The organism is Exiguobacterium sp. ZOR0005 (genome assembly GCF_000798975.1).
GTDB classification, from domain to species: Bacteria; Bacillota; Bacilli; order Exiguobacteriales; family Exiguobacteriaceae; genus Exiguobacterium; species Exiguobacterium aurantiacum.
This window is the reverse complement of the sequence record NZ_JTLB01000003.1, coordinates 66,551-88,288: the sequence shown is the minus strand read 5'-3', so window position 1 is coordinate 88,288 and position 21,738 is coordinate 66,551. Positions and strand designations below refer to the sequence as shown.

16 protein-coding genes are annotated in these 21,738 nt (G+C 55.2%); 14 read left to right on the top strand and 2 right to left on the bottom strand.

Going from position 1 to position 21,738, the window contains the following annotated elements; genetic code table 11:
- Window positions 1-32 precede the first annotated feature (32 nt).
- The 12 genes from L971_RS00560 (at window position 33) to L971_RS00505 (ending at window position 13,633) form a co-directional block, all read left to right on the top strand.
- Window positions 33-920 (top strand): Cof-type HAD-IIB family hydrolase, encoded by an 888-nt coding sequence (locus L971_RS00560; RefSeq protein WP_231557539.1) that lies wholly within the window; start codon window positions 33-35, stop codon window positions 918-920.
- Between the two features lie 70 nt (window positions 921-990).
- On the top strand, window positions 991-1,980 hold the full coding sequence (locus tag L971_RS00555) for a lipoate--protein ligase (protein WP_047373796.1): 990 nt from the start codon (window positions 991-993) through the stop codon (window positions 1,978-1,980).
- A 156-nt stretch (window positions 1,981-2,136) separates the two neighbouring features.
- Complete coding sequence (locus tag L971_RS00550) at window positions 2,137-2,610, top strand: PTS sugar transporter subunit IIA (RefSeq protein WP_047373793.1); 474 nt, start codon at window positions 2,137-2,139, stop codon at window positions 2,608-2,610.
- 101 nt (window positions 2,611-2,711) lie between these two features.
- Window positions 2,712-4,256: a long-chain-fatty-acid--CoA ligase gene (locus tag L971_RS00545; RefSeq protein WP_047373791.1), complete on the top strand. Its 1,545-nt coding sequence runs from the start codon at window positions 2,712-2,714 to the stop codon at window positions 4,254-4,256.
- A 93-nt stretch (window positions 4,257-4,349) separates the two neighbouring features.
- On the top strand, window positions 4,350-4,652 hold the full coding sequence (locus tag L971_RS00540; protein WP_024371808.1) for a metal-sensitive transcriptional regulator: 303 nt from the start codon (window positions 4,350-4,352) through the stop codon (window positions 4,650-4,652).
- Window positions 4,653-4,664: 12 nt separating this feature from the next.
- Window positions 4,665-6,776: a cation-translocating P-type ATPase gene (locus tag L971_RS00535; RefSeq protein WP_047373788.1), complete on the top strand. Its 2,112-nt coding sequence runs from the start codon at window positions 4,665-4,667 to the stop codon at window positions 6,774-6,776.
- Window positions 6,773-6,979, top strand: a complete 207-nt coding sequence (locus tag L971_RS00530) for a cation transporter (protein WP_047373787.1) — start codon at window positions 6,773-6,775, stop codon at window positions 6,977-6,979. The genes L971_RS00535 and L971_RS00530 overlap by 4 nt, the downstream gene beginning before the upstream one ends.
- 328 nt (window positions 6,980-7,307) lie before the next feature.
- Window positions 7,308-7,970, top strand: coding sequence for a response regulator transcription factor (locus tag L971_RS00525; RefSeq protein WP_024371811.1), 663 nt, complete (start codon window positions 7,308-7,310; stop codon window positions 7,968-7,970).
- Window positions 7,971-7,999: 29 nt separating this feature from the next.
- The gene (locus tag L971_RS00520) at window positions 8,000-9,340 is read left to right on the top strand and encodes a HAMP domain-containing sensor histidine kinase (protein WP_231557538.1); all 1,341 of its coding nucleotides are present in this window, start codon (window positions 8,000-8,002) and stop codon (window positions 9,338-9,340) included.
- Window positions 9,341-9,469: 129 nt separating this feature from the next.
- Entirely contained in the window at window positions 9,470-9,940 is a 471-nt protein-coding gene (locus tag L971_RS00515; protein WP_024371813.1) for a competence protein ComK, read from the top strand.
- Between the two features lie 87 nt (window positions 9,941-10,027).
- Window positions 10,028-13,096, top strand: a complete 3,069-nt coding sequence (locus L971_RS00510) for an efflux RND transporter permease subunit (RefSeq protein ID WP_047373785.1) — start codon at window positions 10,028-10,030, stop codon at window positions 13,094-13,096.
- Between the two features lie 126 nt (window positions 13,097-13,222).
- On the top strand, window positions 13,223-13,633 hold the full coding sequence (locus tag L971_RS00505) for a hypothetical protein (protein WP_024371815.1): 411 nt from the start codon (window positions 13,223-13,225) through the stop codon (window positions 13,631-13,633).
- A gap of 22 nt (window positions 13,634-13,655) precedes the next feature.
- Here the strand turns inward: L971_RS00505 and L971_RS00500 are convergent, their stop codons facing one another.
- The gene (locus L971_RS00500; protein ID WP_024371816.1) at window positions 13,656-14,009 is read right to left on the bottom strand and encodes a hypothetical protein; all 354 of its coding nucleotides are present in this window, start codon (window positions 14,007-14,009) and stop codon (window positions 13,656-13,658) included.
- Window positions 14,010-14,063: 54 nt separating this feature from the next.
- The gene (locus L971_RS00495) at window positions 14,064-14,444 is read right to left on the bottom strand and encodes a globin (protein ID WP_024371817.1); all 381 of its coding nucleotides are present in this window, start codon (window positions 14,442-14,444) and stop codon (window positions 14,064-14,066) included.
- 158 nt (window positions 14,445-14,602) lie between these two features.
- On the opposite strand from L971_RS00495, the gene addB reads away from it, so the two are divergent.
- Both addB and addA read left to right on the top strand, forming a co-directional pair.
- Window positions 14,603-18,043 carry a helicase-exonuclease AddAB subunit AddB gene (addB, locus tag L971_RS00490; protein ID WP_047373783.1) on the top strand — a complete coding sequence of 1,147 codons (3,441 nt, stop codon included), beginning with the start codon at window positions 14,603-14,605 and terminating at the stop codon, window positions 18,041-18,043.
- A complete protein-coding gene (gene addA / locus L971_RS00485) occupies window positions 18,027-21,629 on the top strand; it encodes a helicase-exonuclease AddAB subunit AddA (protein WP_231557537.1) in 3,603 nt (1,200 codons plus the stop codon). Before addB ends, addA begins: the two co-directional genes overlap by 17 nt.
- Window positions 21,630-21,738: the final 109 nt, after the last annotated feature.

The following is a 21,738-nucleotide window of genomic DNA, read 5'->3' as shown; positions in this document are numbered from 1 at the left end:
AGAAGCGAAAGAGAAAAAAGGAGTGGATGTTGATGACAACGTATAAACTGTTCGTATCGGACATGGATGGCACGATCTTGCACAACCACACAAAAATTGCGCCGGAAACGGCTGAAATCGTTCGCGCCGCCGAAGAGCAAGGAATTCGCTTTGCGATTGCGACGGGACGCAATTACTTCAACGCGAAAGAGATTCTCGATGAGGTCGGCCTCACGTGCCCGATCGTCTCGTCCAACGGGGGACGTGTGTTGACGGAGACGGGAGACGTGCTTCATGAGATCGACTTGACGACGGAAGAGGCGCTTGAGGTCGTATCGGTGCTGCATCAAGATCATAAGTATTCGGACGTGTTCTATGAGATGTATTCGGAAGCCGGGCTCGTCGCGAGTCGTCTCGATTTGATTGAGGCGACGATGGAGAACTTGAAGCAAAACGGCGACGACCGTTCGCTCGAGATGTATGAGTTCTTCCGTAAACGCTACTATGTCAACGAGGACGTTCGTCTCGTCGAAGACATCGAAGACTTCATCAAAAACGAGGCCGGGCGCGTCTACAAGTTTATCGCCTTCTCAAGCCACTTTGAAAAAATGTCGTCGCTTTGGACTGAAATCGATGAACGTGTCGAGGGCGTATACGTCACGTCTTCAGGCAATGACAACATCGAGGTGATGGCGAACGGGGCCGACAAAGGGCACGGTGTCCGGAAACTCGCCGAGTATTTCGGGGTCGACTTGTCCGAGGTCGTCGTCATCGGCGACAATTTGAACGATGTACCGATGTTCGAGGTCGCCGGCAAGGCGATCGCGATGGCGAACAGTCATGATGAATTGATCAAAATCAGCCATCACGTCACCGAGCGTCATGACGAGTACGGCGTCGCCAACGCATTGAAGCGCGTCATGAACGGCGAATGGAAGTAATTCATTTGTCGAGGCGCTCACACGTCTCGTATAATGGACGTAACGATTAGTCACTAGGAGGACACACACAGTGAAATTCATTTTCAACCCGGACATCCGGGATCCAAAACTCAACTTGGCGGTCGAGGAATACATTCTCAAACATTTGAACGTCGAGCATGAGGATTACTTCTTGTTCTACATTAACGGGCCGTCGATCATCATCGGGAAAAACCAAAACACGTCAGAAGAAGTCAACTTGAAGTATATCGAAGAGAACGGGATCGATGTCGTCCGCCGTCTCTCGGGCGGTGGCGCCGTCTATCACGACGAAGGCAACTTGAACTTCAGCTTCATCACGAAAGATGACGGCAACTCGTTCAACAACTATAAGAAGTTCACGCAACCGATCGTCGACGCACTCAAGCAACTCGGCGTCGAGGCCGAGTTGACGGGACGAAACGACATCCAAGTCGGCGAACGGAAGATCAGTGGCAACGCCCAGTTCACGACGCGCGGCCGCATGTTCAGCCACGGGACGCTCATGTTCAACTCGAACATCGAGGAAGTCGTCAACTCGCTCAACGTCTCGGAAGAGAAGATGCGCTCTAAAGGCATCAAGTCGGTCCGGAGCCGTGTCGCCAACATCACGGAGTTCCTCGAGGAAGAGATGGCGATGGAACGGTTCGTCGAAGCGTTGCTTCACTCAATCTATGACGGTCAAGAACCGGAACGCTATGTGCTTCGTGACGAGGACTGGGAAATCGTCCAAGACATCTCGAGAGAGCGCTACGCGAACTGGGACTGGAACTTTGGGAAGTCTCCGAAGTTTGACGTCGAGTCGAAACGTCGCTTCCCGATCGGCACAATCGATGTCCGGTTGAACGTCAGCAAAGGGACGATCACCGAAGCGAAAATTTTCGGGGACTTCTTTGGGGTCGGTGACATCCATGACGTCGAGCAAGCGCTCGTCGGGACTCGCTTCGAACGCGGGGCGATTCGGGAACAATTATCACACCTTGACGTTAAACACTACTTCGGCAACGTCGATCTCGAAGAACTCGTCGATCTCATTAGCTGAGGCGGGTCGACAGCCAGGATGGTCTCATCATGAGACCATCCTTTTTTGGCGGTTTCGTGAAACATTTCCTGTGGCGTTGCGACAGTAGTCGAGGAGGCGTATCATAATCAGTGCAAGCGCTTTCGTAAACTGAATCGATGTTGAGGAGGAATTAAGATGTGCCGTTTCATCACAGAATGGATGGACACGAACTGGATGTGGGTGACCGATCAGCCGACGTTTGAGCGCGCCGTGCGAGCGATTGGTCTTGAGTTAGAGGGAAGGGGGATCGTCACGGACGCGTTCACCCGAGCCGTCCTCGAGCAAGAACGGACAATCCCGTCCGGTGTGAGCGATGTCGCGGTCCCTGTCGCCGTCATCGACGTCCCGCGGCATGCGGCCCGGCTTGACGGCATCACATTGTTGCATGTGAATCACCCGTTCGATGTGGGAACGATCGCCGGGGAGCCGGTCCGGGCCGAAATGATGTTCATCGTCACGGCGACGACAGATGATTGCAAAGAATCGTACCATAAATTGCTCGACGATTTGCTCATGGATGATGAGGCGCTACAAGCGCTCGTGCACGTACAGAGCCGGAGCGGATTATATCATTTAAAGACGATGGATTTGAAAGCGTTTTCTTCCTGAGCCGTTTCATGTACAATAGAATTAACTGAAAAAGAGCGCGGTCGCCGTGCTCTTTTTTACGGCGTAAAAGTGAATCGTCATTCATTAAAAGGGGGATTACTATGGCAAACTTAGTCACGGCGTTACAAGGGGTAGTGGCCGAGCACCGCTCGAAAGCGGCCTACGTGTTCGGGGAAGACACGGTCAGCTACGAGCAGTTTTTCGGGCAAGTGCGGGCGATGGCGTCGACGCTTGAAGCGAAAGGCGTCAACAAAGGAGATCACGTCGCACTCGTTCTCGGTAACAGTCCGGCATTTCTCATTTCTTACTTCGCGGTGCTCGCGCGAGGCGGCGTCGTCATCCCGATCAACCCTACATACACACCAGACGAGATGGCTTATATTTTGCTCGACGGGGACGTGAAAGCCATCGTCGCCTTGTCACCACTCGTCGCCCAAGCGAAAGGGGCATTGTCACAGCTGCCGCAATTGAAACTCGTCATTTCGGTCCCATATGCGGACGTGCCGGCCGAAACAGAAAGTGGCGCCATCGAGTTTTTACCGTTCGCCGACTCGCTTTCGGCGTCTGAAGGGGAGCTCGTCGAAGTCGATGAGGAAGAAGTCGCCGTCATCTTGTACACGAGCGGGACGACCGGAAAACCTAAAGGGGCGCTGCTCACGCACCGCAACTTGTATTCGAACGCACAGTCGATCGGGGAATATCTTGAAATCACACCGGACGACAAGGCGCTCGCGGCGTTGCCGATGTTCCACGTCTTCTGTTTGACCGTCATCGTCAACGCACCGCTCTTGCGCGGGGCGACGATCGTCATCTTACCGAAGTTCTCGCCGCAGGACGTCTTCGACCTCGTCCCGAGACATCGCGTCAGTATTTTCGCCGGCGTGCCGACGATGTACAATTTCTTGCTGCAAACTGCGATGAAAGTCCCGGCTTATTCGTCCGCACTCAAGCATGTCCGTGTGTTCGTATCTGGCGGAGCGAGTCTCCCGGTGCAACTGCTCGAATCGTTTGAGCAGAAGTTTGAATGTAAAATCCTTGAGGGGTACGGGTTGTCAGAAGCCTCGCCGGTCACGTGCTTCAACCCGCTTCACGGGGAACGCAAAGCCGGGTCGATCGGTCCATCGATCGTGCTCGTCGAAAATAAAGTCGTCGATGAGCTCGGGGAAGAAGTGGGTGTCGGCGAGGTCGGTGAACTGATCGTCCGTGGCCCGAACGTCATGAAAGGGTATTATAAGCTCCCGGAAGAGACAGCGATGACGCTCCGGGACGGATGGTTGTATACGGGTGATTTGGCGAAGCGGGACGAGGACGGTTATTTCTACATCGTCGACCGGAAAAAAGATATGGTAATCGTCGGCGGCTACAACGTCTATCCGCGAGAAGTCGAGGAAGTGCTATACCAACACCCGGGTATCGTCGAAGCGGCAGTCATCGGGGTACCTGACGCCGAACAAGGAGAGGCAGTCAAAGCGTACGTCGTCACGCGCGACGATGTGACGACGGATGACATCCGCGCCTTCGCGGCGACGAAGCTAGCGAAGTATAAACAACCGACGTACATCGAGTTGATCGATGAACTGCCACGTAACACGACCGGAAAAATTTTACGGACGGTCTTGAAGAGCGAGGCGTTCCAAAAGAGTTGAGTGAGGAGAGCGACACAAAGTTGTCGCTCTTTTTCAATTTAATCGTTTGACACCATTACGGGGTAGGGGTATATTGATGGTGAGGTGATAACCATGGAGGAATACATGCATGAACAACCGCTAGTTCCGCGTGACGATGTCGAGCGCGAAGCGCTCAGTAAACGCCTGCGCCGGATTGAAGGACAAGTCCGCGGCATTCAAAAGATGGTCGAGAGTGACCGTTACTGCGTCGATATTTTGACACAGACGTCAGCGATCCAGGCGGCGCTCAAACAAGTCGAACTGCAGCTACTCGAACGCCATATGCGCAAATGTTTGGTTCATGCGAGCGAGACGGAAGATATGGATCCGTACATTGACGAATTGATGACAATCGTCAGCCGCATTAAAAAGTAAGGAGGTCGAGCGATGAAAACCGTCGAATTGTCGATTCAAGGAATGACATGCGCCGCATGCTCGGCCCGAATCGAGAAAGTGTTGAACAAGATGGATGGTGTCGAAGCGACCGTCAACTTGCCGCTTGAAACGGCAATGATTCGCGTCGACGACGGCATCACTGAAGAAGAACTGATCGCCCGGATCGAGAAGATCGGGTACGGGGCGGAACGGAAAGTAGAATTCGCGCCGAAACACGACTTACGACCGCTTGAACGAAAAGTGCTCATCTCGTCGCTGTTGTCGGCACCGCTGTTACTCGTCATGATCACGCACATTCCAGGGTTCATGTTCCATGCGGATTGGCTTATGAACCCGTGGTGGCAATTTGCGCTCGCGACGCCGGTCCAGTTTTGGATTGGGGCCCAATTTTATCAAGGTGCGTATAAGAGCTTGAAGAGCGGCAGTGCCAACATGGACGTGCTCGTGGCGACCGGGACTTCGGCCGCTTACTTCTATTCGGTGTTCGAGATGCTCGCCCATCCGATGCATCCGGCGCTCTATTTCGAGACGAGTGCGGTCCTCATCACGCTCGTCCTCGTCGGGAAATGGCTGGAGGCACGGGCGAAAGAGAAGACGACCGATGCGCTCAAATCATTATTGTCACTTCAGGCGAAAGAGGCAATCCTGTTCGTCGATGGCGAAGAACGTTCGGTCGCGGTCGCACTCGTCAACGTCGGCGACGTCCTCGTCGTCCGTCCGGGCGAGAAAGTGCCGGTCGATGGACGCATCATCGAAGGCGAGACGATCGTCGATGAGTCGATGTTGACGGGAGAATCGATTCCTTCTGAAAAAGGCGTCGGTGCCGAAGTCGTCGGCGGGACGATCAACCGTTCGCACCGTGTCTTGATGAAAGCCGAACGGGTCGGCAGTGAGACGATGCTCGCCCAAATCGTGCGTGTCGTCGAACAGGCACAAACGGATAAAGCGCCGATCCAACGCCAAGCCGACCGGATTTCAGGCGTGTTCGTACCGATCGTCGTCGCCATCAGTGCGGTCACGTTCGCTGTGTGGGCGTTCGGACTCGGCAACATGGATATGGCGATCCGGGCTTCGATTGCGGTACTCGTCATCGCCTGTCCATGTGCGCTCGGCTTGGCGACGCCGACCTCGATCATGGTCGGGACCGGCCGCGCCGCCGAGCAAGGTGTCCTCTTTAAAGGCGGTGGCCAACTCGAGTCGTTGAACGGGGCGGACATCATCGTCTTTGACAAGACCGGGACGCTTACAAACGGGACGCCCGAGGTCGTCACGATGTTCGGCGACGAGTCATTTTTACGTAAGGCCGTCATGGCTGAACGCCAGTCGACCCATCCGCTCGCCGAGGCGATCGGGAAGCTCGAAGGGGACGGTCACGTCGAGCAAGTCGAAGAGCTCGTCGGGCGAGGATTGAAAGCCGTCGTCGATGGGAATGAACTTCTTGTCGGGTCCGTGCGAATGATGCGTGAAGCCGGATTCGAGTTGCCGGATTGGGACATGAAAGCGATGACGCCCGTGTACGTGGCGGACGCTTCTGGCATCAAAGCCGTGTTCGGGCTGAAGGACCGCTTGAAAGAAGGCAGTCGGGACGTCGTCCGGCAACTCGCGAAAACACGCCACGTGTATGTTTTGACAGGCGACCGTCAAGAAGTGGCCCTAGACGTCGCCCGAGAGCTCGGCATCCCGGAGGCGAACGTCATCGCGGAAGTATTGCCTGTCGAGAAAGCAGACCATATCGAGGCGCTCAAACAGAAAGGGCGGGTCGCCATGGTCGGTGACGGGATGAACGACGCGCCGGCACTCGCGGTCGCTGATGTCGGCATCGCCTTCGGAAGCGGGACGGATGTGGCGCTCGAGGCGGCCGATGTGACCGTGATGGGTAGAGACGTGATCGGTGTGACGCGTGCGCTCGAGATGAGCCGTCTGACGATGAAGAACATTCGCCAAAACCTGTTCTGGGCACTCGCCTACAATAGTCTCGGTATCCCGGTCGCAGCCGCCGGATTGCTCGCACCGTGGATTGCCGGGGCGGCGATGGCGTTCAGTTCGGTGTCAGTCGTCTTGAACGCGTTACGATTAAAAACTCAAGGAGGAACGAACTCATGAATGAGACAGTATTGAAAGTAGAAGGAATGACTTGTAATCATTGCAAGGCGGCGGTCGAAGGGGCTTTGACCGAGCTCGAAGGCGTCGAATCAGCCATCGTGTCGCTGCAAGACCATCGTGTTGATGTGATCCACAACGACAAAATTTTGTTGAAAACGATGATTGAAGCGATTGAAGAACAAGGTTACGACGTAAACGCATAATCCGTTCTCCCGCCTAGTTGGCGGGAGTTTTTTTGCATTGGGCAAGATGAGCGAAATGTGCTATATTAAAGGTGATAATGAGAATCGGTATCAATGGGAAGGTGGATGGTGATGGAACTCGTCATGATTAGCGGTGTGGTGGCGCTCCTGAGCGGGGGCACGGCTTTCCTTGCCCAAAAGTTGCGGGAACAGACGTCCCGATAGAGAGGGGAGACCCTCTTTTTTTGTGTGCTTGTCGCACATTCGACCGTCATTTTGCGGTGATATTCCCATCATTCACCCATAAATATTTGATATGATATGTAAAAACGTTGCAGGAGTGAATCGGATGTACACAATCTACTTAGTCGACGATGAAATCAACTTGAATAAAATGCTCGTCACATATTTAGAACAAGAAGGGTACCGGGTCCGCTCGTTCTCCGACGGTGTCTCGGCACAGGCCGCGATTAAGGATGAACCCGATCTATGGGTGCTCGACATCATGCTGCCGGACCTTGACGGCTTCCAACTATTGAAACAAATCAAGGCGACAAACGCCAACACGCCGACGATTTTCATTTCGGCACGCGATGAGGATATCGATAAAATCATCGGTCTCGAGATGGGGTCCGATGACTATATCGCCAAGCCGTTTTTACCGCGCGAACTCGTCATCCGGGTGAAGAAGTTGATCGACCGCGTGTACGGGTCGAAGTCGAACGAACATATCGACTACGGAGAGTATACGATTTATCCGGACAAGCGTCTCATCAAGCATGAAGACGAAGAAATCGATTTGACGTCGAAAGAGTTCGACTTGTTGCTCCTCTTTTTAGAACACCCGGGTTCGGCGTTATCGCGGGAACAGATTCTAGAAGGCGTTTGGGGACACGACTACTTCGGCTCCGACCGTGTCGTCGATGACTTGGTCCGCCGGCTCCGGAAAAAATTGCATCGCCTTGAACTCGAGACGCTCTACGGCGTCGGCTATCGCCTCGTCAAACCATGATGTTCGAGCAGCTCAAGCCGAAGCGGCTCATGTGGAAGATATGGGTGCTCATCCTGTTGATCATCGTCACGCTCGCGTTGATGATCCTGCTCACGGTCCGGTCGTCGATTGCCCAGTTCATCGATGAGCAAGTGTATGAGACGTTGCAAGACGTTGATTATTACCTTGGAAATACGAACGAGCTCGAGAACATTCCGCGTAATCCGATCGAGTATGACCGCAGGCAACAAGAGTCACGTTCCGTCAACCAGCTCATCTTCTTGCCGAACGGACGCATCATTTACGGGTCGGCCCCGCTCGAGCTGACGAACCGGATGTACCGCGAAGCGATCGAACAGACGGGGGAAATCGAGAAATACCAGACGACGATCGATGGAGAGGACGTCTATTACATCATCCGTCAAAATGAGTATGATGGGACGACCATCTACCAGGCATCGTACGCATGGGATGCTTATCGCCGGGAGCTTGTCTCGACGCTCTTTTGGCGCATCTCGATCTTGATCGGTGTGATCAGCTTGCTCTCGCTCATCCCAGCGTTGTGGATGTCACGAGAGTTGACGAAACCGATCGTCGAGATGGAACGGGCTGTTGAAAAAATCTCGAACCGTCAATGGGAGACGGTGTTGCCGCTCGCGCGCGAAGATGAACTCGGGCAGTTGGCCCGGTCGATCGATGCGATGCGACAAGAGTTGCAAGAGCAGGACTTGGCGCAACAGGCGTTGCTCCAAAACATCTCGCACGACTTGAAGACTCCGATCATGGTCATCCGTGGTTATGCCCAGTCCATCGGAGACGGGATTTATCCGACCGGTGACTTGAAAGGATCGGCTGAAGTCATCGACGAAGAGGCATCCCGTCTCGAGAAAAAGGTCGTCGACTTGCTGTACGTCACAAAACTCGAGTACTTCAAAGGCCAGGAGATGCGGCTTGAACCGATCAACGTTGATAAGTTGATGGAATTGCTCGTCGCCCGCTTCAAGCTGCGCGGTGACCTGGACTGGACTATCACCGGTCACGCCGGTGAGATGTTAGGGGACGGCGAACAGATCCGTGTCGCCTTCGAGAACGTGCTCGACAACGCGCTCCGTTACGCCGAGTCGACGATCCAAATCGAACTCGCGCGGACGGGCGGGGAAATCAGCGTCACGATCAAAAACGACGGTCCGCCTGTCGACGAAAACCTTGATTTGTTCCATCAGTTCTCCCGAGGGAAACAAGGGAAGTTTGGTCTCGGACTGTTCATCGTCCAACGCATCGTGACGCTCCATCAAGGAGAGGTCACGCTAGGAAATACTTCGAACGGAGTTGCTGTCCGATTCCGCTTCCCGCAGCTGAAACCAATCCAAAATTCAAATTCAGATGCTTGATTTTTCAAAAACCAGCCGATGTCGGCTGGTTTTTTAGTTGGGCAATGTGAAAACACGATTTGCTGCTTCGATGAAGAACTTGGTATGACTAACGTGTAAGTCACATTAAACGGTATGGAGGATGAACAGATGACGCAGTTGACGAATGACACTAGAGCTTTGCTTCCGGTATTTAACGAGTATGGGGAGGCCGAGACGCTCGTCTATCAGCCAGACGGGGTCCATCGGCTGAAAGGTTCACCGATGCATTTGCTCGAGACGGCCTGTCTCTATTATGGGTCGAGCATACAAGGACGAATCGAGGCGGCGCGATACGTGCTCGGTCCGCATCGCAAGACGCCGGTCGTCATGGACTGGCACGCGGATGCCGTCTTTTTCCCGACCATCGCCAAGGAAAGTCCAGATTGTGCGTGGATCAATTTCCAGCACGTCACCGATATTAAACGTTGTCAGGACGGGACGCGCATCCAATTCTTGACCGGCGAATCCGTCGAAGTGAACGTGTCGGACCATACCGTCTCGCGTCAAAAACAGCGCTCGATTGAAATATCCTATGCGTTCCAAAAACGAATTCACAACAGCACATTCAGCCGCACGTAAAGATTGAAATCAAATGTGAACCCCTCTATGATGAAGAAGAATAGTTCATATGTGTATTTGCACATTATCTGAAAGCGAGGGGTCCATATGTTTTTTCAACAAATGATTGAGCGAGGAAAACTCGTCATCGTGTTTTTACTCGTCGCAATCATCGTCGGCGTGCTCACGTTCTTCCAATTGCCGAAGCGTGAAATCCCAGAAACGAGCATCAACATCGTGCTCGTCCAGACGCCATATCCAGGGGCGACTGCTGAGGCGGTCGAACGAAACGTCACGAGCGTGCTCGAGGACGAATTAAGGAGCATCGAAGGGGTGGAGAACGTCACATCGCTTTCGGCGTCCGAGTTCTCGAACATCACGGTCGAATATGAGGACGGCGTGAACAAATCCGAACTCCAGGCGAACGTGCGCCAAGCCGTGTCGGATGCACAGTCGCGTCTGCCGGAAGAGGCACTCGCGCCGACTGTCAACGATTCCGTTGGTCAACTCCCAGTCGCGTCTTACTTGTTGACGGCGGATGACCGCGAATCGCTTGAGACGATTCGAGGCAACGTCGAACAGTTAGAAGAACGCCTGTTACGTACGACCGGTGTGACGGGCGTGACGATCAAAGGGCTTCCGGAAACAGAGTTTGTCGTCTCACTCGACTCGGAAGCGCTTGGGGAACGTCAGCTCGCCTTCCCGGACGTGTTGACGGCCATCAATGAAGAATACAAGACGACGCCACTCGGCCGTCAATCGACGGAAGATGGCATCTATCAGCTTGCGATTGATAGCCTGACGAATGTCAATGACATGGACCAAGTCGTCGTCGGATCGTTCGAAGGAGAGCCGGTGTTGCTCGCAGACGTCGGTACGGTCGAGGAAGCGCCGAAAGCGGTGACCGATCTCGTCTCGCTCGACGGAAAGCCGGCCGTCTCGTTCACGGTGACGATTGAGCCGGGCCAAGACATCCCGACGCTTCAGGAACGGGTCGACGCAGTCGTCGCCTCGGAAGTCGGGAACCTTGACAGCGTCGAGCTCGTCACCTATTCTGACCAGGCGAAAGCGGTCGATGCGATCTTCTCCTCGCTCACACGCGAATTTTTGATTGCGATGATCGCGGTCATCGTCGTGACGACGATTGGCTTGACGTTTACGGGATCCCTTATCGTCAGTTTGGCGATCCCGCTCTCGTTCTTGCTCGCTTTGATCCCGCTTCGCTTCACCGGGGTCGATTTGAACCAAATCTCAATCATCGGCGCGATCATCGCGCTCGGGATTCTTGTCGATGACGCCATCGTCGTCAACGACAATATTTTGCGCCGCTACCGGAAAGGGGACTCGGCGATGCTCGGGGCCGTTCGCGGAACAAAGGAAGTGTGGGGGTCGATCGTCACGTCGACGCTCGCCGTCGTCTTCGCTTTCTTACCACTCACCTTGCTTTCAGGAGCGAACGGGAACTTCATCCGGGCCCTTCCGACCGTGCTCGCCTTGTCGGTGCTCGCGTCGATGGTCATCAGTTTGACGCTCGTCCCGATCGCGCAATATTGGTTGAACCGGAAGCAAGTCCGCGTCTCGAAACGCGAGCCGGGATGGCTCGGCGGACCGCTCAATCGGTTGAGTAACTTCTATGCGGACAAATTGCTCCCTGTCGTCGCGAAACGGCCATGGACGTTTGGCCTCGTCGGATTCGTCATCACGACGGCACTCTACGGTCTCATCTTATTGACGCCGTTCGAGTTCTTCCCGGCGGCGAACCGGCCGGAAGTCGTGACGAGCGTCACGTTCCCGGTCCAGACGAACCTTGAAGAGACGGAACGCCGCTTGCAACAGATGGAATCCGAATTCCAAGACGTAGACGGTGTCGTCGAGACGTCCGTCTTCGCTGGTGGCGGGCTACCGAGCCTGTTCACGGGCGGGCTTGACCAGTCAGGGGAAAACACAGGACAAATCGTCGTCCGCGTCGATAATGACCGAATCGACGCGATTCAACTGATCGACCGTTACACGACCCAACTGCGTGAAAATTATCCCGATGCGGAAATTTTCTTAGAAACGCAGCAACAAGGACCGCCGGCTTCGGCTCCGGTCGAGTTCACGATGCGCGGGGAGACGATCGACCAGCTCGTTGACGCCCGGGACACGGTGAAAGCCGAGCTCGAGGCGATTGACGGTGCCCTCGTTCTCGACGACATTAAAGAGCCGTTCCAGACGCTCACGTATGAACTCGACCGTGAAGCGATGGCGTCGGCCGGTGTGACGGCGAAGACGATCAGTGATCAGATTCGTCTCGTCACGGACGGTGTCCCGATCGGTACGTTCGATGATGGAATCGAGCAACGGGACGTTAAAATCGTCATCGATGCCGAAGCCAATCGTGAGGCGCTCGCGCTAGACGACATTCTCGTTCCGGTCGAGGCAGAGGCAGGTCCTCCAGTCGCGCCGCTCAGTACGTTCGTCACGGAGACGACGACCGAGCAAATTCAACAAATCCCACGGGAGAACGGAGAGCGGACGGTCACGCTTCGCATCTATCCGACCGAAGGGATGGACGAGGAAGCGTTCAAGTCGGACGTCGACCGCGTGCTAGAAGACGCACAGGCCGGCTTGACTGACGATGGGATCTCATTCGCCCAGACCGGGTCGAGTGATACACAAAACGAGTTCTTCCTCGAACTCGCGACGCTGTTCGTCGTCGTCTTGTTCTTGATTTTCTTGATTATCGCGTTCCAGTTCAACTCGTTGTCCTTGCCGCTGCTCGTCTTGTTCACGATTTACTTGGCCATCGCCGGTGCGGTCGTCGGTCTGTTCGTGACGCAGACACCGTTTAGTTTCATGGCCTCGATGGGGATGGTCTCGCTCGCAGGGATCGTCGTTCGGAATGCGGTCGTCTTGTTTGAATTCATCGAGCAGGGCATTCGCCAAGGAATGGCGGTCACGACGGCCGTGTTTGAGGCGGGCCGTGCCCGGATCCGTCCGATCTTGCTGACGGCACTCACGGCGGTCGTCGCCTTGTTGCCGGTCGCCCTCGGCAGTGACCCGCTCTTTAAGCCGCTCGCGATTGGAATCGTCTCCGGGATCATGTTCTCGACGATTCTGACACTCGTCCTCGTGCCGGCGTACTACTTGATTTTGGCGAAACGTCGCCACCGTGACAAACCGTTCACGGAATGACTTGAGACCGGCCGTCGTGCCGGTCTTTTGTCTGTCTTCTTGCTTCGGTAACGGGAGAGATGTTTTTTTGAGATGCTCTATGGGTATAATAAGAGAAGGACTTCACAATATTGGAGGGAATCAACGATGAATGATTCATACACATGGTTAAATCGCCGGACGATTCGCCCGGCTTATAGTGCGACAGGGGGACGGGCATGGACGAGTGAACGTGTCGTCCGTCCGGATGCCGCTCGAGGCAAGACGGTGCGCGGTGTGAAACGGGTTCGCCGTCCATATACGGATGAGCATGGCAACCGTCGCTATACGACGGGACGAGTCGTCATCACCGATGCGGCCCGCAAAGCACGGGCACACGGTCACGGGGAGGCGGCCGTACATCTCGAACTGTCGGTGCCGACGCCGTATGAGCGGGTGAAAGAGATGATTCCGACGAAGAAAGTACTCGTTCCGGTCATGGCCGGGATTGCGGTCGCCGGAGGCATCGCCGGTGCAATTTATGCGCTCCGTAAGAAAAAACAAAACAAGAAAAAATAAAAAATCGCCCGCGGGCGATTTTTTATTTGAGTCGGTCGGCGAGGATGCGGTTCAGTTCACGTTCACCGAGTTCGCGCATCTCGTCTTCGTTTTCTTCATCGTATGCGTCGTCCGTGAAACGGCCGACGAATTCGACTTTTCCGTTCCCGAGTTCGCGGAAGACGAGGTTTTTACGGTCGTTATAAAAGACGACCCGATACTCCCGTCCGTTCTCATGCATATAGTTGAACACACCTTTAATGTGGTCCATGTTCTTTTCTTCGGGTTGATCCTCTTCTTCGTCCTCATCGAGTGCATCGGCGAGGACAGCCGTAGGCTCGACTTCTTCCGTTTCTTCCTCAGAGGAAACGGCTTCTTTTTTCTCTTCTTCTGTCATGACAACGACCTCCTTTACTTACTTTCTTATCATACCCGCTTTTTGAAAGGCTGACTACTCAAAATGGTGCGAGCAGACACGGACGACGTTCGACGACGACATGATCAATCGATGGAACAACTGGCGTTTGACCGCTTCCGGCGCATCGACCGTCTTCAGTGCTTGCTCCATGCAACCGAGCCAGTGCCCGGCGTGTGTCTCAGAAATCGGATGGTCCCGATGGATCATCGCCAAGTTGCCGCCACCACGACGATCCGTATACAGCTTCGGTCCTCCGAGCAGCTGTGTCAAAAATTCAAACTGATGTTGTTTTACCCGCTCTTTGTCATCTGGAAACAGCGGCAATAATACTGGATCGGCATAGACGAGATCGTAAAACGCCTCCACGAGTTGCGAGACGCCGCGTTCGCCGCCGAATTGTTCGTATGCACTCATTGCTCATCCCCCTCATACGTCTAGTCTAATCGAAACAAGCGCCAAATGGGACTGAGAAGGGTTGGGTATTTTTCTTCCAAGGTCGAGAGGAGGTTTCCCTCTACAAACGGATGTGGATGCGTCATAATAAAGAAAAAAGGGAAGGGGTGTTCGCCTAAATGACGGTCACTTTTCACGTCGGACGTTCGGGCAGCGGCAAGAGCGAATGGATGATTGGGCGCATCATCGAAGAGCTGAAGCGCGACCCGAGCGGACCGACCATCTATTTGTTGGTCCCGGATCAAATGTCGTTTGAGATGGAACGGAAGATGGCGATGACCGACGGCTTGACCGGGTCGACCCGGGTGCAAGTACTGTCGATGCGTCGTCTCGCCTTTTTAATGATGCGCGATCACGGCATCTCGACCGAGCAATTTTTAGACCAGACGGGGACGCACCTGTTGTTGCGCCGTGTCGTCGAGATGAACGAGGAACGGCTGACGCTGTTCCGCCGGACGATGAACCAATATGGCTTTTATGAAGAGTTGAATGATTTGATCACGCTATTGAAGCGGGGGCTAGTCGACCCGGAACAGTTGCTTCGGCTGAGCGAGCAAGACAAGCACCGCGCATTGAAGCTTCAAGACTTATCGATCCTGTACGAAGGCTTCTTGTCGATGACAGCCGGCAAGGCACTCCATGCCGAAGACTACTTCAATGTCATGCTCGGGCTGTTGCCCGAAGTCGATCTTGCGGGCACCGAGTTTTACGTCGACGGGTTCAACGAGTTTTCCGAGCAAGAGCTCGCCGTTCTCGCCGCCTTGGCGGAAAAAGCGCCGCTCTCCGTGTTGTTGACGATCGACCCGGAATCCCTCTATCGCCCACATCCGCTCTTTGGACCGACGCAGCGAACGATCATGCGGTTCAAAGAGCTGCTCGCCGAACGGCAAATCCGTGCGACCGATGTGCCATACGAAGGGGTGCGACGGTTCACCCACCCGAGCCTCGCTTACCTCGAGGCGACGTTCGGTCACGTGACGGCAGCACCGTACACACGAGAAGAAAACCACGTCACACTTGAAGCGGCTGTCGATCGGTCCGTCGAAGTCGAGGCGGCGGTACGAGAAGTGATGCGACTCGTCCGGGAAGAGAACTTCCGGTATCGAGACATCGCGTTCGTGTCGCGTTCGCTCGAAGAATACGGCGACTTGGCCTCACAGGCACTCCAGAAGGCGGCGTTGCCGTTCTTCCTGGACGAACGGCAGCCGATGCTCGATCATCCTGTCGTCGAACTACTGAAAGCGGCGATCGAGGTCGCTTTGCGTGGATACCGGGAAGAACCGGTATTTCGGGCGCTTAAAACCGAGCTCATCTTGCTCGACGCCGAGCATCGACGTACGTCCGTCGATCGGCTCGAGGCGTTCGTCATCGAACGTGGCATCAAACATTACCATTGGCATGACGAATGGCAACTGAAACGGCGCGCCGAGGACGAGGCGAAACTAACAGGGGAGGAACTCGACCTCGAGGCGTCGCTCAATCGCTATCGCCAGACCGTCGTCGAGACATTCGACCCGCTGCTTGCTGACTTGAAAGCGGCGAAGACGATGCAAGCGTACACGCACGCGATCTATCACTTCCTAGAGCGGATTGACGTCGCTTCCTGCTTGGCGCATTGGCGGGAAGAGGCGCTCGAGGAGGCAAGGTTGCTCGAGGCGCGTGAACATACGCAAGTGTGGGATGCCGTGCTCCACCTACTCGAACAACTCGAGGCGGCAGCACCAGACGAGACGCTATCGACCGAGCTGTTCCTTCAAATGATGGACACGGGGCTCGACAGTCTTCGCTACGCGCTCGTCCCGCCTTCCCTCGATCAGTTGACGGTCACCGACTACGTGCGGGGACGCTTGATTGATAAGAAAGTCGTGTTCTTGCTTGGCGCCAACGAAGACCAAATCCCGCTCGTCGCGACGCAGTCGAAGCTGTTGACCGACCACGATCTCGACTTTATGCACGAGAACGGGGTCCGGGCCGGTAAGGCGACGGAACATTTGTTTGATGATGAGACGTACTACCTATATAAAGCATTGACAGCACCGAGCCATCGATTGTATGTGAGCTATGCCTTGGTCGACCGGAGCGGGAAGGCGATTCAGCCAGCCGGTTTCGTCGCCGATTTGAAAGCGAAGCTCTTGAACGGGAAGCCGGTCAAGACGAATTTCGCGGAAGCGGGTGAGCATCGACCGGCTGAACAGCTCCGATTCATCACGAACGTCAACCAGACGGCGGCCGTGACAGCGCTCGAGCTCCAACGGTTGAGCCGACATTATCCGATTCAAGACACATGGTTCGCCGTCTATAACGAACTGTTGCGGCATCCTGAAGGCCGTGAACGGATTCGTCTGCTGACGAGCGCCTTGTTTTATCAGAACGTGCCCGATCCGCTATCGAAAGACGTCGCGAAATCGCTCTACACGAACTCGATTCGGGCGAGCGTCTCGCGCCTGGAGACGTTCCAGGCCTGTCCGTTCCGTCACTTCGCCAGCTACGGCTTGCGCTTGAAGGAACGCCGTCTGTACCGGTTAGAGGCGCCGGATATCGGTAACTTGTATCACCGGACGATCGAACACATGTCTCAGACGGTGAAGATGGACGGAAAAGAATGGCGTGACGTCAGCCGGGACGAATGTGCATCGCTCGCCGAGTCAGCCGTCGAGCTTGTCACGCCAGAAATCCAACATGCGATCTTGATGAGTTCAAACCGTTACGGCTACTTGAAGAAAAAACTGACGGACGTCGTCAGCAAGACGGCGGAAGTGTTGATTGAACAGTCGAAGCGGGACGGGTTCGATCCCGTAGCGTTCGAGCTCGCGTTTGGCAGCGGCAATTTCCCGCCGGTCTCGTTCACCCTCAGCAACGGGGCGACGTGCGAACTCGTCGGCAGGATTGACCGGGTCGACACGGCCCAGGTCCACGACCAGCTTTACGTCCGCATCGTCGATTACAAGTCGAGCAAGCGCGATATCGACTTCGCTGAAATATATTATGGGCTGGCGATGCAGATGCTCATCTATTTGAAAGTGTTGATCGAGCAGGCGGACGCTTGGACGCAAGAGAACGTCGCTCCGGCGGCGGCTCTTTATTTCCACGTCCACCGCCCGCTCGTCACCCCGGCTGAAACAGACGCTGATACGGAGCGGAAAGTGCTCGAGTCGTATCAGATGCAAGGACTGCTCGTCGATGACCGGGAAGTGCTTGACGTCATGGACCGAACGGCGAAGGGCGACACGAAAAAGTCGATCGTCATCCCGGTCAAATACAAAAAAGACGGGACAATCGATTCGAATACGGCGAAAAAAGTTGTCACCCCGCCGCAGCTCGAGCAACTGATGGACCATGCGATCGATGTCGCCGAAACGAGTGCCGAGGCGATGTACGACGGCGCGATCGGTGTCGAACCGTATGAGTACAAAGAGCGCCGGCCGTGTCAAACGTGCCCGTACCAAAGTGTATGTCACTTCGACGAGGCGCTCGCCAATGCGCCGCGGCAATTGAAGAAACTAGAGAAAGATGACGTCTTGTCAAGATTAGGAGGGGATGCGGATGAAGTGGACGAATGATCAACAAGCCGCCATCGATGCGAGAGGTTCACACGTGCTCGTCTCGGCGGCCGCCGGTTCAGGGAAGACGGCGGTTCTCGTCGAACGACTCGCCAGCCGCTTGCTCGACGAGAACGATGACTTGACGGCGGACCGGATGCTCGTCGTTACGTTTACGAACGCGGCGGCGGCCGAAATGAAGCGCCGTATCGCCAAAGCGCTCGACGGGGCACTTCGAGACGACCCGGATAACGACTACATCCGACGGCAACGTCAAATGCTCAACCGGGCGCTCATCACGACGATCCACTCGTTCTGTCTAGAGGTGATCCGCGAGAACTACTACTTGCTCGACCTTGACCCGGCGTTCAAAATCGCCGAAGAGCGCGATTTAGTGTTGCTTCAAGACGATGTCCTCGAAGAAGTGCTCGAAGACGAGTATGGGAAGCAAGATCGTGCCTTTTTCGCCCTCGTCGACGCGTACACGTCAGATCGGGGCGACAGTGAGATCGAAGAACTTATCCTCGGGCTGTATCATTACGCCCGGACGCTCCCGGACCCGGAAGCGTATTTAGATGAATTGACCGCCCTTTATCGTTTTGAAGGGGATCCGGACGAGGAACCGCTCTTAATCGAATTCGGTCGTATCTTGTTCACCGATATCGAGCGGGCGCTCCGGCAGTTACGCCGCGTCGGCATCGAGCTACGGCTCGCCGGGTACGAAGCGCAAGCTGAGAACGTCTTGACCGCCATCGCCCCGTTCAACCAGGTCGAGGCCGAGTCGCTCACGTGGAGCGAACTCGAGACGGCCGCCCGTGCCGTCAAATTCGGGTCGATGAAACCGGTCAAACGGCAAGACGAACATCACATTTACCATACGGTGTTGAAGCCGGCTTACGACCAAGCTAAGAAAAAATTTAGCGACGCCCTCGGACAGGCGAGCGTGAGCGGGGCCGACCATCTCGAGGCGCTCGTGTCACAGCGTCCGCTCGTCGAGACGCTCGTCCGGACGGTCCGGACGTTCGCGACTGCATACGAACAGGCGAAACGGGACCGGGCGTTCGTCGACTTCAGTGATCTGGAGCATTACGCCCTGGCCATTTTGCGGGAAGGCGAGGCACCCTCGGCGGTCGCGTCGCTTTATAAGCAACGGTTCGCCGAAGTGCTCGTCGATGAATATCAAGATACGAACGAGATTCAAGAGACGATCATCGGTCTCGTCAGCAATGAAGCCGAACATAGCGGTAACTTGTTCATGGTCGGTGACATCAAGCAATCGATCTACCGGTTCCGACACGCGGAACCGCGTCTGTTCATCGACAAAGCGACACGTTTCAAACAACCCGATTCCGGTCAGCGCATCGATTTGTCGCAGAATTTCCGCAGCCGGGCCGAGGTGCTCCACGGCATCAACGACTTGTTCGTCCAACTGATGGATGAGGAGGTCGGTGAAATCGAATACGATGAGGCGGCTCGTCTCGTCCCCGGGCGTGACTATGAAGCGCTCGAAGCGAGCCCGGAACTTATCTTCGTCAACGGTCAGAGCCGTGACTTATCTAAACAAGAACTTGAAGGGCGCGCCATCGCGACGCGGATTTTAGAACTCGTTTCCGGAGAGGAGCCGTTCAAAGTGACGGATGACGAGACGGGGATGCTCCGGTCTTGCGAATACCGGGATATCGTCATTTTGGTCCGCTCGAAGAAGGAACGGGTCGAGCAACTGATGGACATCTTGACACAATATAACATCCCGGCCTATACCGATTCTGACGGCGGCTATTTCCAAGCGACTGAGATTCGGATGATGCTGGCCGTCCTCAAGCTGATCGATAATCCGCTGCAAGATATCCCGCTCGCCGGGGCGCTCCGCTCCCCGATGTTCGGATTCACGGATGAAGACTTGGCCAAAATCCGACTCGAGTCGGAAGATTCGTTCTTTGACGCCCTTAAGATGAAAGCGGACGAAGAAGATGATCTCGGTTTAAAATGCGGCACCGTTCTCGATCAGCTGTCGGCGTGGCGTACGTTCGCCCGAAACCACAGCTTATCGGAACTGATTCAGCAAGTGTTCAACGACACCGGCTTTTATGATTTTGCCGGGGGTCTTCCGGGCGGGAAAGGGCGTCAAGAAAACTTGAAGGCGCTCTACGACCGCGCCTTGTCCTATGAACGGAGCGGCTATCGCGGATTGTATCGCTTCCTGCGGGTGATGGACCGGTTACAAGATAACGGTGAGGATTTATCGGAAGCCCGTTCGCTCGGGGAAGAAGAGAACGTCGTCCGGATCATGACGGTGCATAAATCAAAAGGACTCGAGTTCCCGGTGACGATCGTCGCCCAGCTCGGGAAACAGTTCAACAAACGCGATCAAATGCAACGCGTCATCTTCCATAAACAATACGGCATATCACTCGACGCGATTGACGTCGTCACACGGACACGCACCGAGACATTCGTCAAGGAGATGATTCGCCGCGACCTCGATCGGACGATGAAAGCCGAGGAGATGCGTGTCTTGTACGTCGCGTTGACGAGGGCAAAAGAAAAATTGATCTTGGTCGGCACCGTAGCCGATCCGGCGAAACAAGTAAACGATTGGCTCCATGTCGAACAGACCGGTGCGACACTTGCGGCCGACGCACGGCGTGAGGCGAAGACGTATCTTGACTGGGTCGCCCCGGCGCTCTTGAAATTAGAAGGGTCGGCGCCGTTCCTCGAACAGTTCGGATTGCCAGCCTTGTCGGGGACACCGGAAGCGGCGAGATGGACGTATCGGGTCATCGGGGAAGAGGACCTGGCCGAAGTCGCGACACTGCAAGAGATGATGGCCCTGCTCCATCACGTCAAGCAGTTCGAGGTGATCGATTTCCCGGTCAAACGAGAAGCAGCAGTGACCGAGACGGTCCGCCGTGCGTTCGACTACATTTACCCGGCCCAAGTGGCGACAGAGACGGCAGCGAAGCAGACGGTCACAGAATTGAAGCGGGCGTTGCAGCTTGAACAAGCAGCGTTTGAAGAGACGTTCCGGCCGACCGATACACCGTATCGGGAGCCGAAATGGAAACAGACGCGACAGACCGGTGCCGAACGCGGGACGACGTTGCACCTGTTGTTCCAATTGATCGACCCGAACGAGCCGATCGCACCGCAAATCGACCGCTTCGAGAATCACAATATGTTGAGCCCGGTCGAAGCAGAGACGGCACGACTCGCCATCCCAGATCTCGAAACGTTCTTTGACGCTCCGGTCGGGCAAGCCTTGGCAGAGGCGCTTCGAACAGGCCGCGCATGGCGTGAGTTACCGTTCACGTACACGGTACCGGCCGACCGCGTCAACCCGAACGAGACGTTCACGGACGAGCGCGTGCTCATCCAAGGGATCATCGATTGTCTGTACGATAACGGAGAGACGTACGTCTTGCTTGACTACAAATCGGATTCGGTATTATCAATGAGCGCGTCCCGCGAAGCGGCGGCTCACATGCTCGTCGACCGGTATGCGGTCCAGTTGTCGCTGTACCGTGAGGCGATCGAGTCGATTTGGGGCATCACGGTCGGCCAGACGCTCATTTACTCGTTAGACTTACAAGATGTTGTTGTACTATAATGTAGACGTAGTACGTTGGAAGGTGTACGGTTATAAACCGTACGCCTTTTGTTTTGTGATTATGAAATAAATCCGTTAAAATAATGAGATGGAATGAAAATGGAGGAAT

Excerpts from the sequence above, each read along its gene's own strand:
- L971_RS00560 (WP_231557539.1), top strand. The coding sequence starts at position 33 with ATGACAACGTATAAACTGTTCGTATCGGACATGGATGGCACGATCTTG.
- L971_RS00550 (WP_047373793.1), top strand. The coding sequence starts at position 2,137 with ATGTGCCGTTTCATCACAGAATGGATGGACACGAACTGGATGTGGGTG.
- L971_RS00545 (WP_047373791.1), top strand. The coding sequence starts at position 2,712 with ATGGCAAACTTAGTCACGGCGTTACAAGGGGTAGTGGCCGAGCACCGC.
- L971_RS00540 (WP_024371808.1), top strand. The coding sequence starts at position 4,350 with ATGGAGGAATACATGCATGAACAACCGCTAGTTCCGCGTGACGATGTC.
- L971_RS00535 (WP_047373788.1), top strand. The coding sequence starts at position 4,665 with ATGAAAACCGTCGAATTGTCGATTCAAGGAATGACATGCGCCGCATGC.
- L971_RS00530 (WP_047373787.1), top strand. The coding sequence starts at position 6,773 with ATGAATGAGACAGTATTGAAAGTAGAAGGAATGACTTGTAATCATTGC.
- L971_RS00525 (WP_024371811.1), top strand. The coding sequence starts at position 7,308 with ATGTACACAATCTACTTAGTCGACGATGAAATCAACTTGAATAAAATG.
- L971_RS00520 (WP_231557538.1), top strand. The coding sequence starts at position 8,000 with ATGTGGAAGATATGGGTGCTCATCCTGTTGATCATCGTCACGCTCGCG.
- L971_RS00515 (WP_024371813.1), top strand. The coding sequence starts at position 9,470 with ATGACGCAGTTGACGAATGACACTAGAGCTTTGCTTCCGGTATTTAAC.
- L971_RS00510 (WP_047373785.1), top strand. The coding sequence starts at position 10,028 with ATGTTTTTTCAACAAATGATTGAGCGAGGAAAACTCGTCATCGTGTTT.
- L971_RS00505 (WP_024371815.1), top strand. The coding sequence starts at position 13,223 with ATGAATGATTCATACACATGGTTAAATCGCCGGACGATTCGCCCGGCT.
- L971_RS00500 (WP_024371816.1), bottom strand. The coding sequence starts at position 14,009 with ATGACAGAAGAAGAGAAAAAAGAAGCCGTTTCCTCTGAGGAAGAAACG.
- L971_RS00495 (WP_024371817.1), bottom strand. The coding sequence starts at position 14,444 with ATGAGTGCATACGAACAATTCGGCGGCGAACGCGGCGTCTCGCAACTC.
- addB (WP_047373783.1), top strand. The coding sequence starts at position 14,603 with ATGACGGTCACTTTTCACGTCGGACGTTCGGGCAGCGGCAAGAGCGAA.
- addA (WP_231557537.1), top strand. The coding sequence starts at position 18,027 with ATGAAGTGGACGAATGATCAACAAGCCGCCATCGATGCGAGAGGTTCA.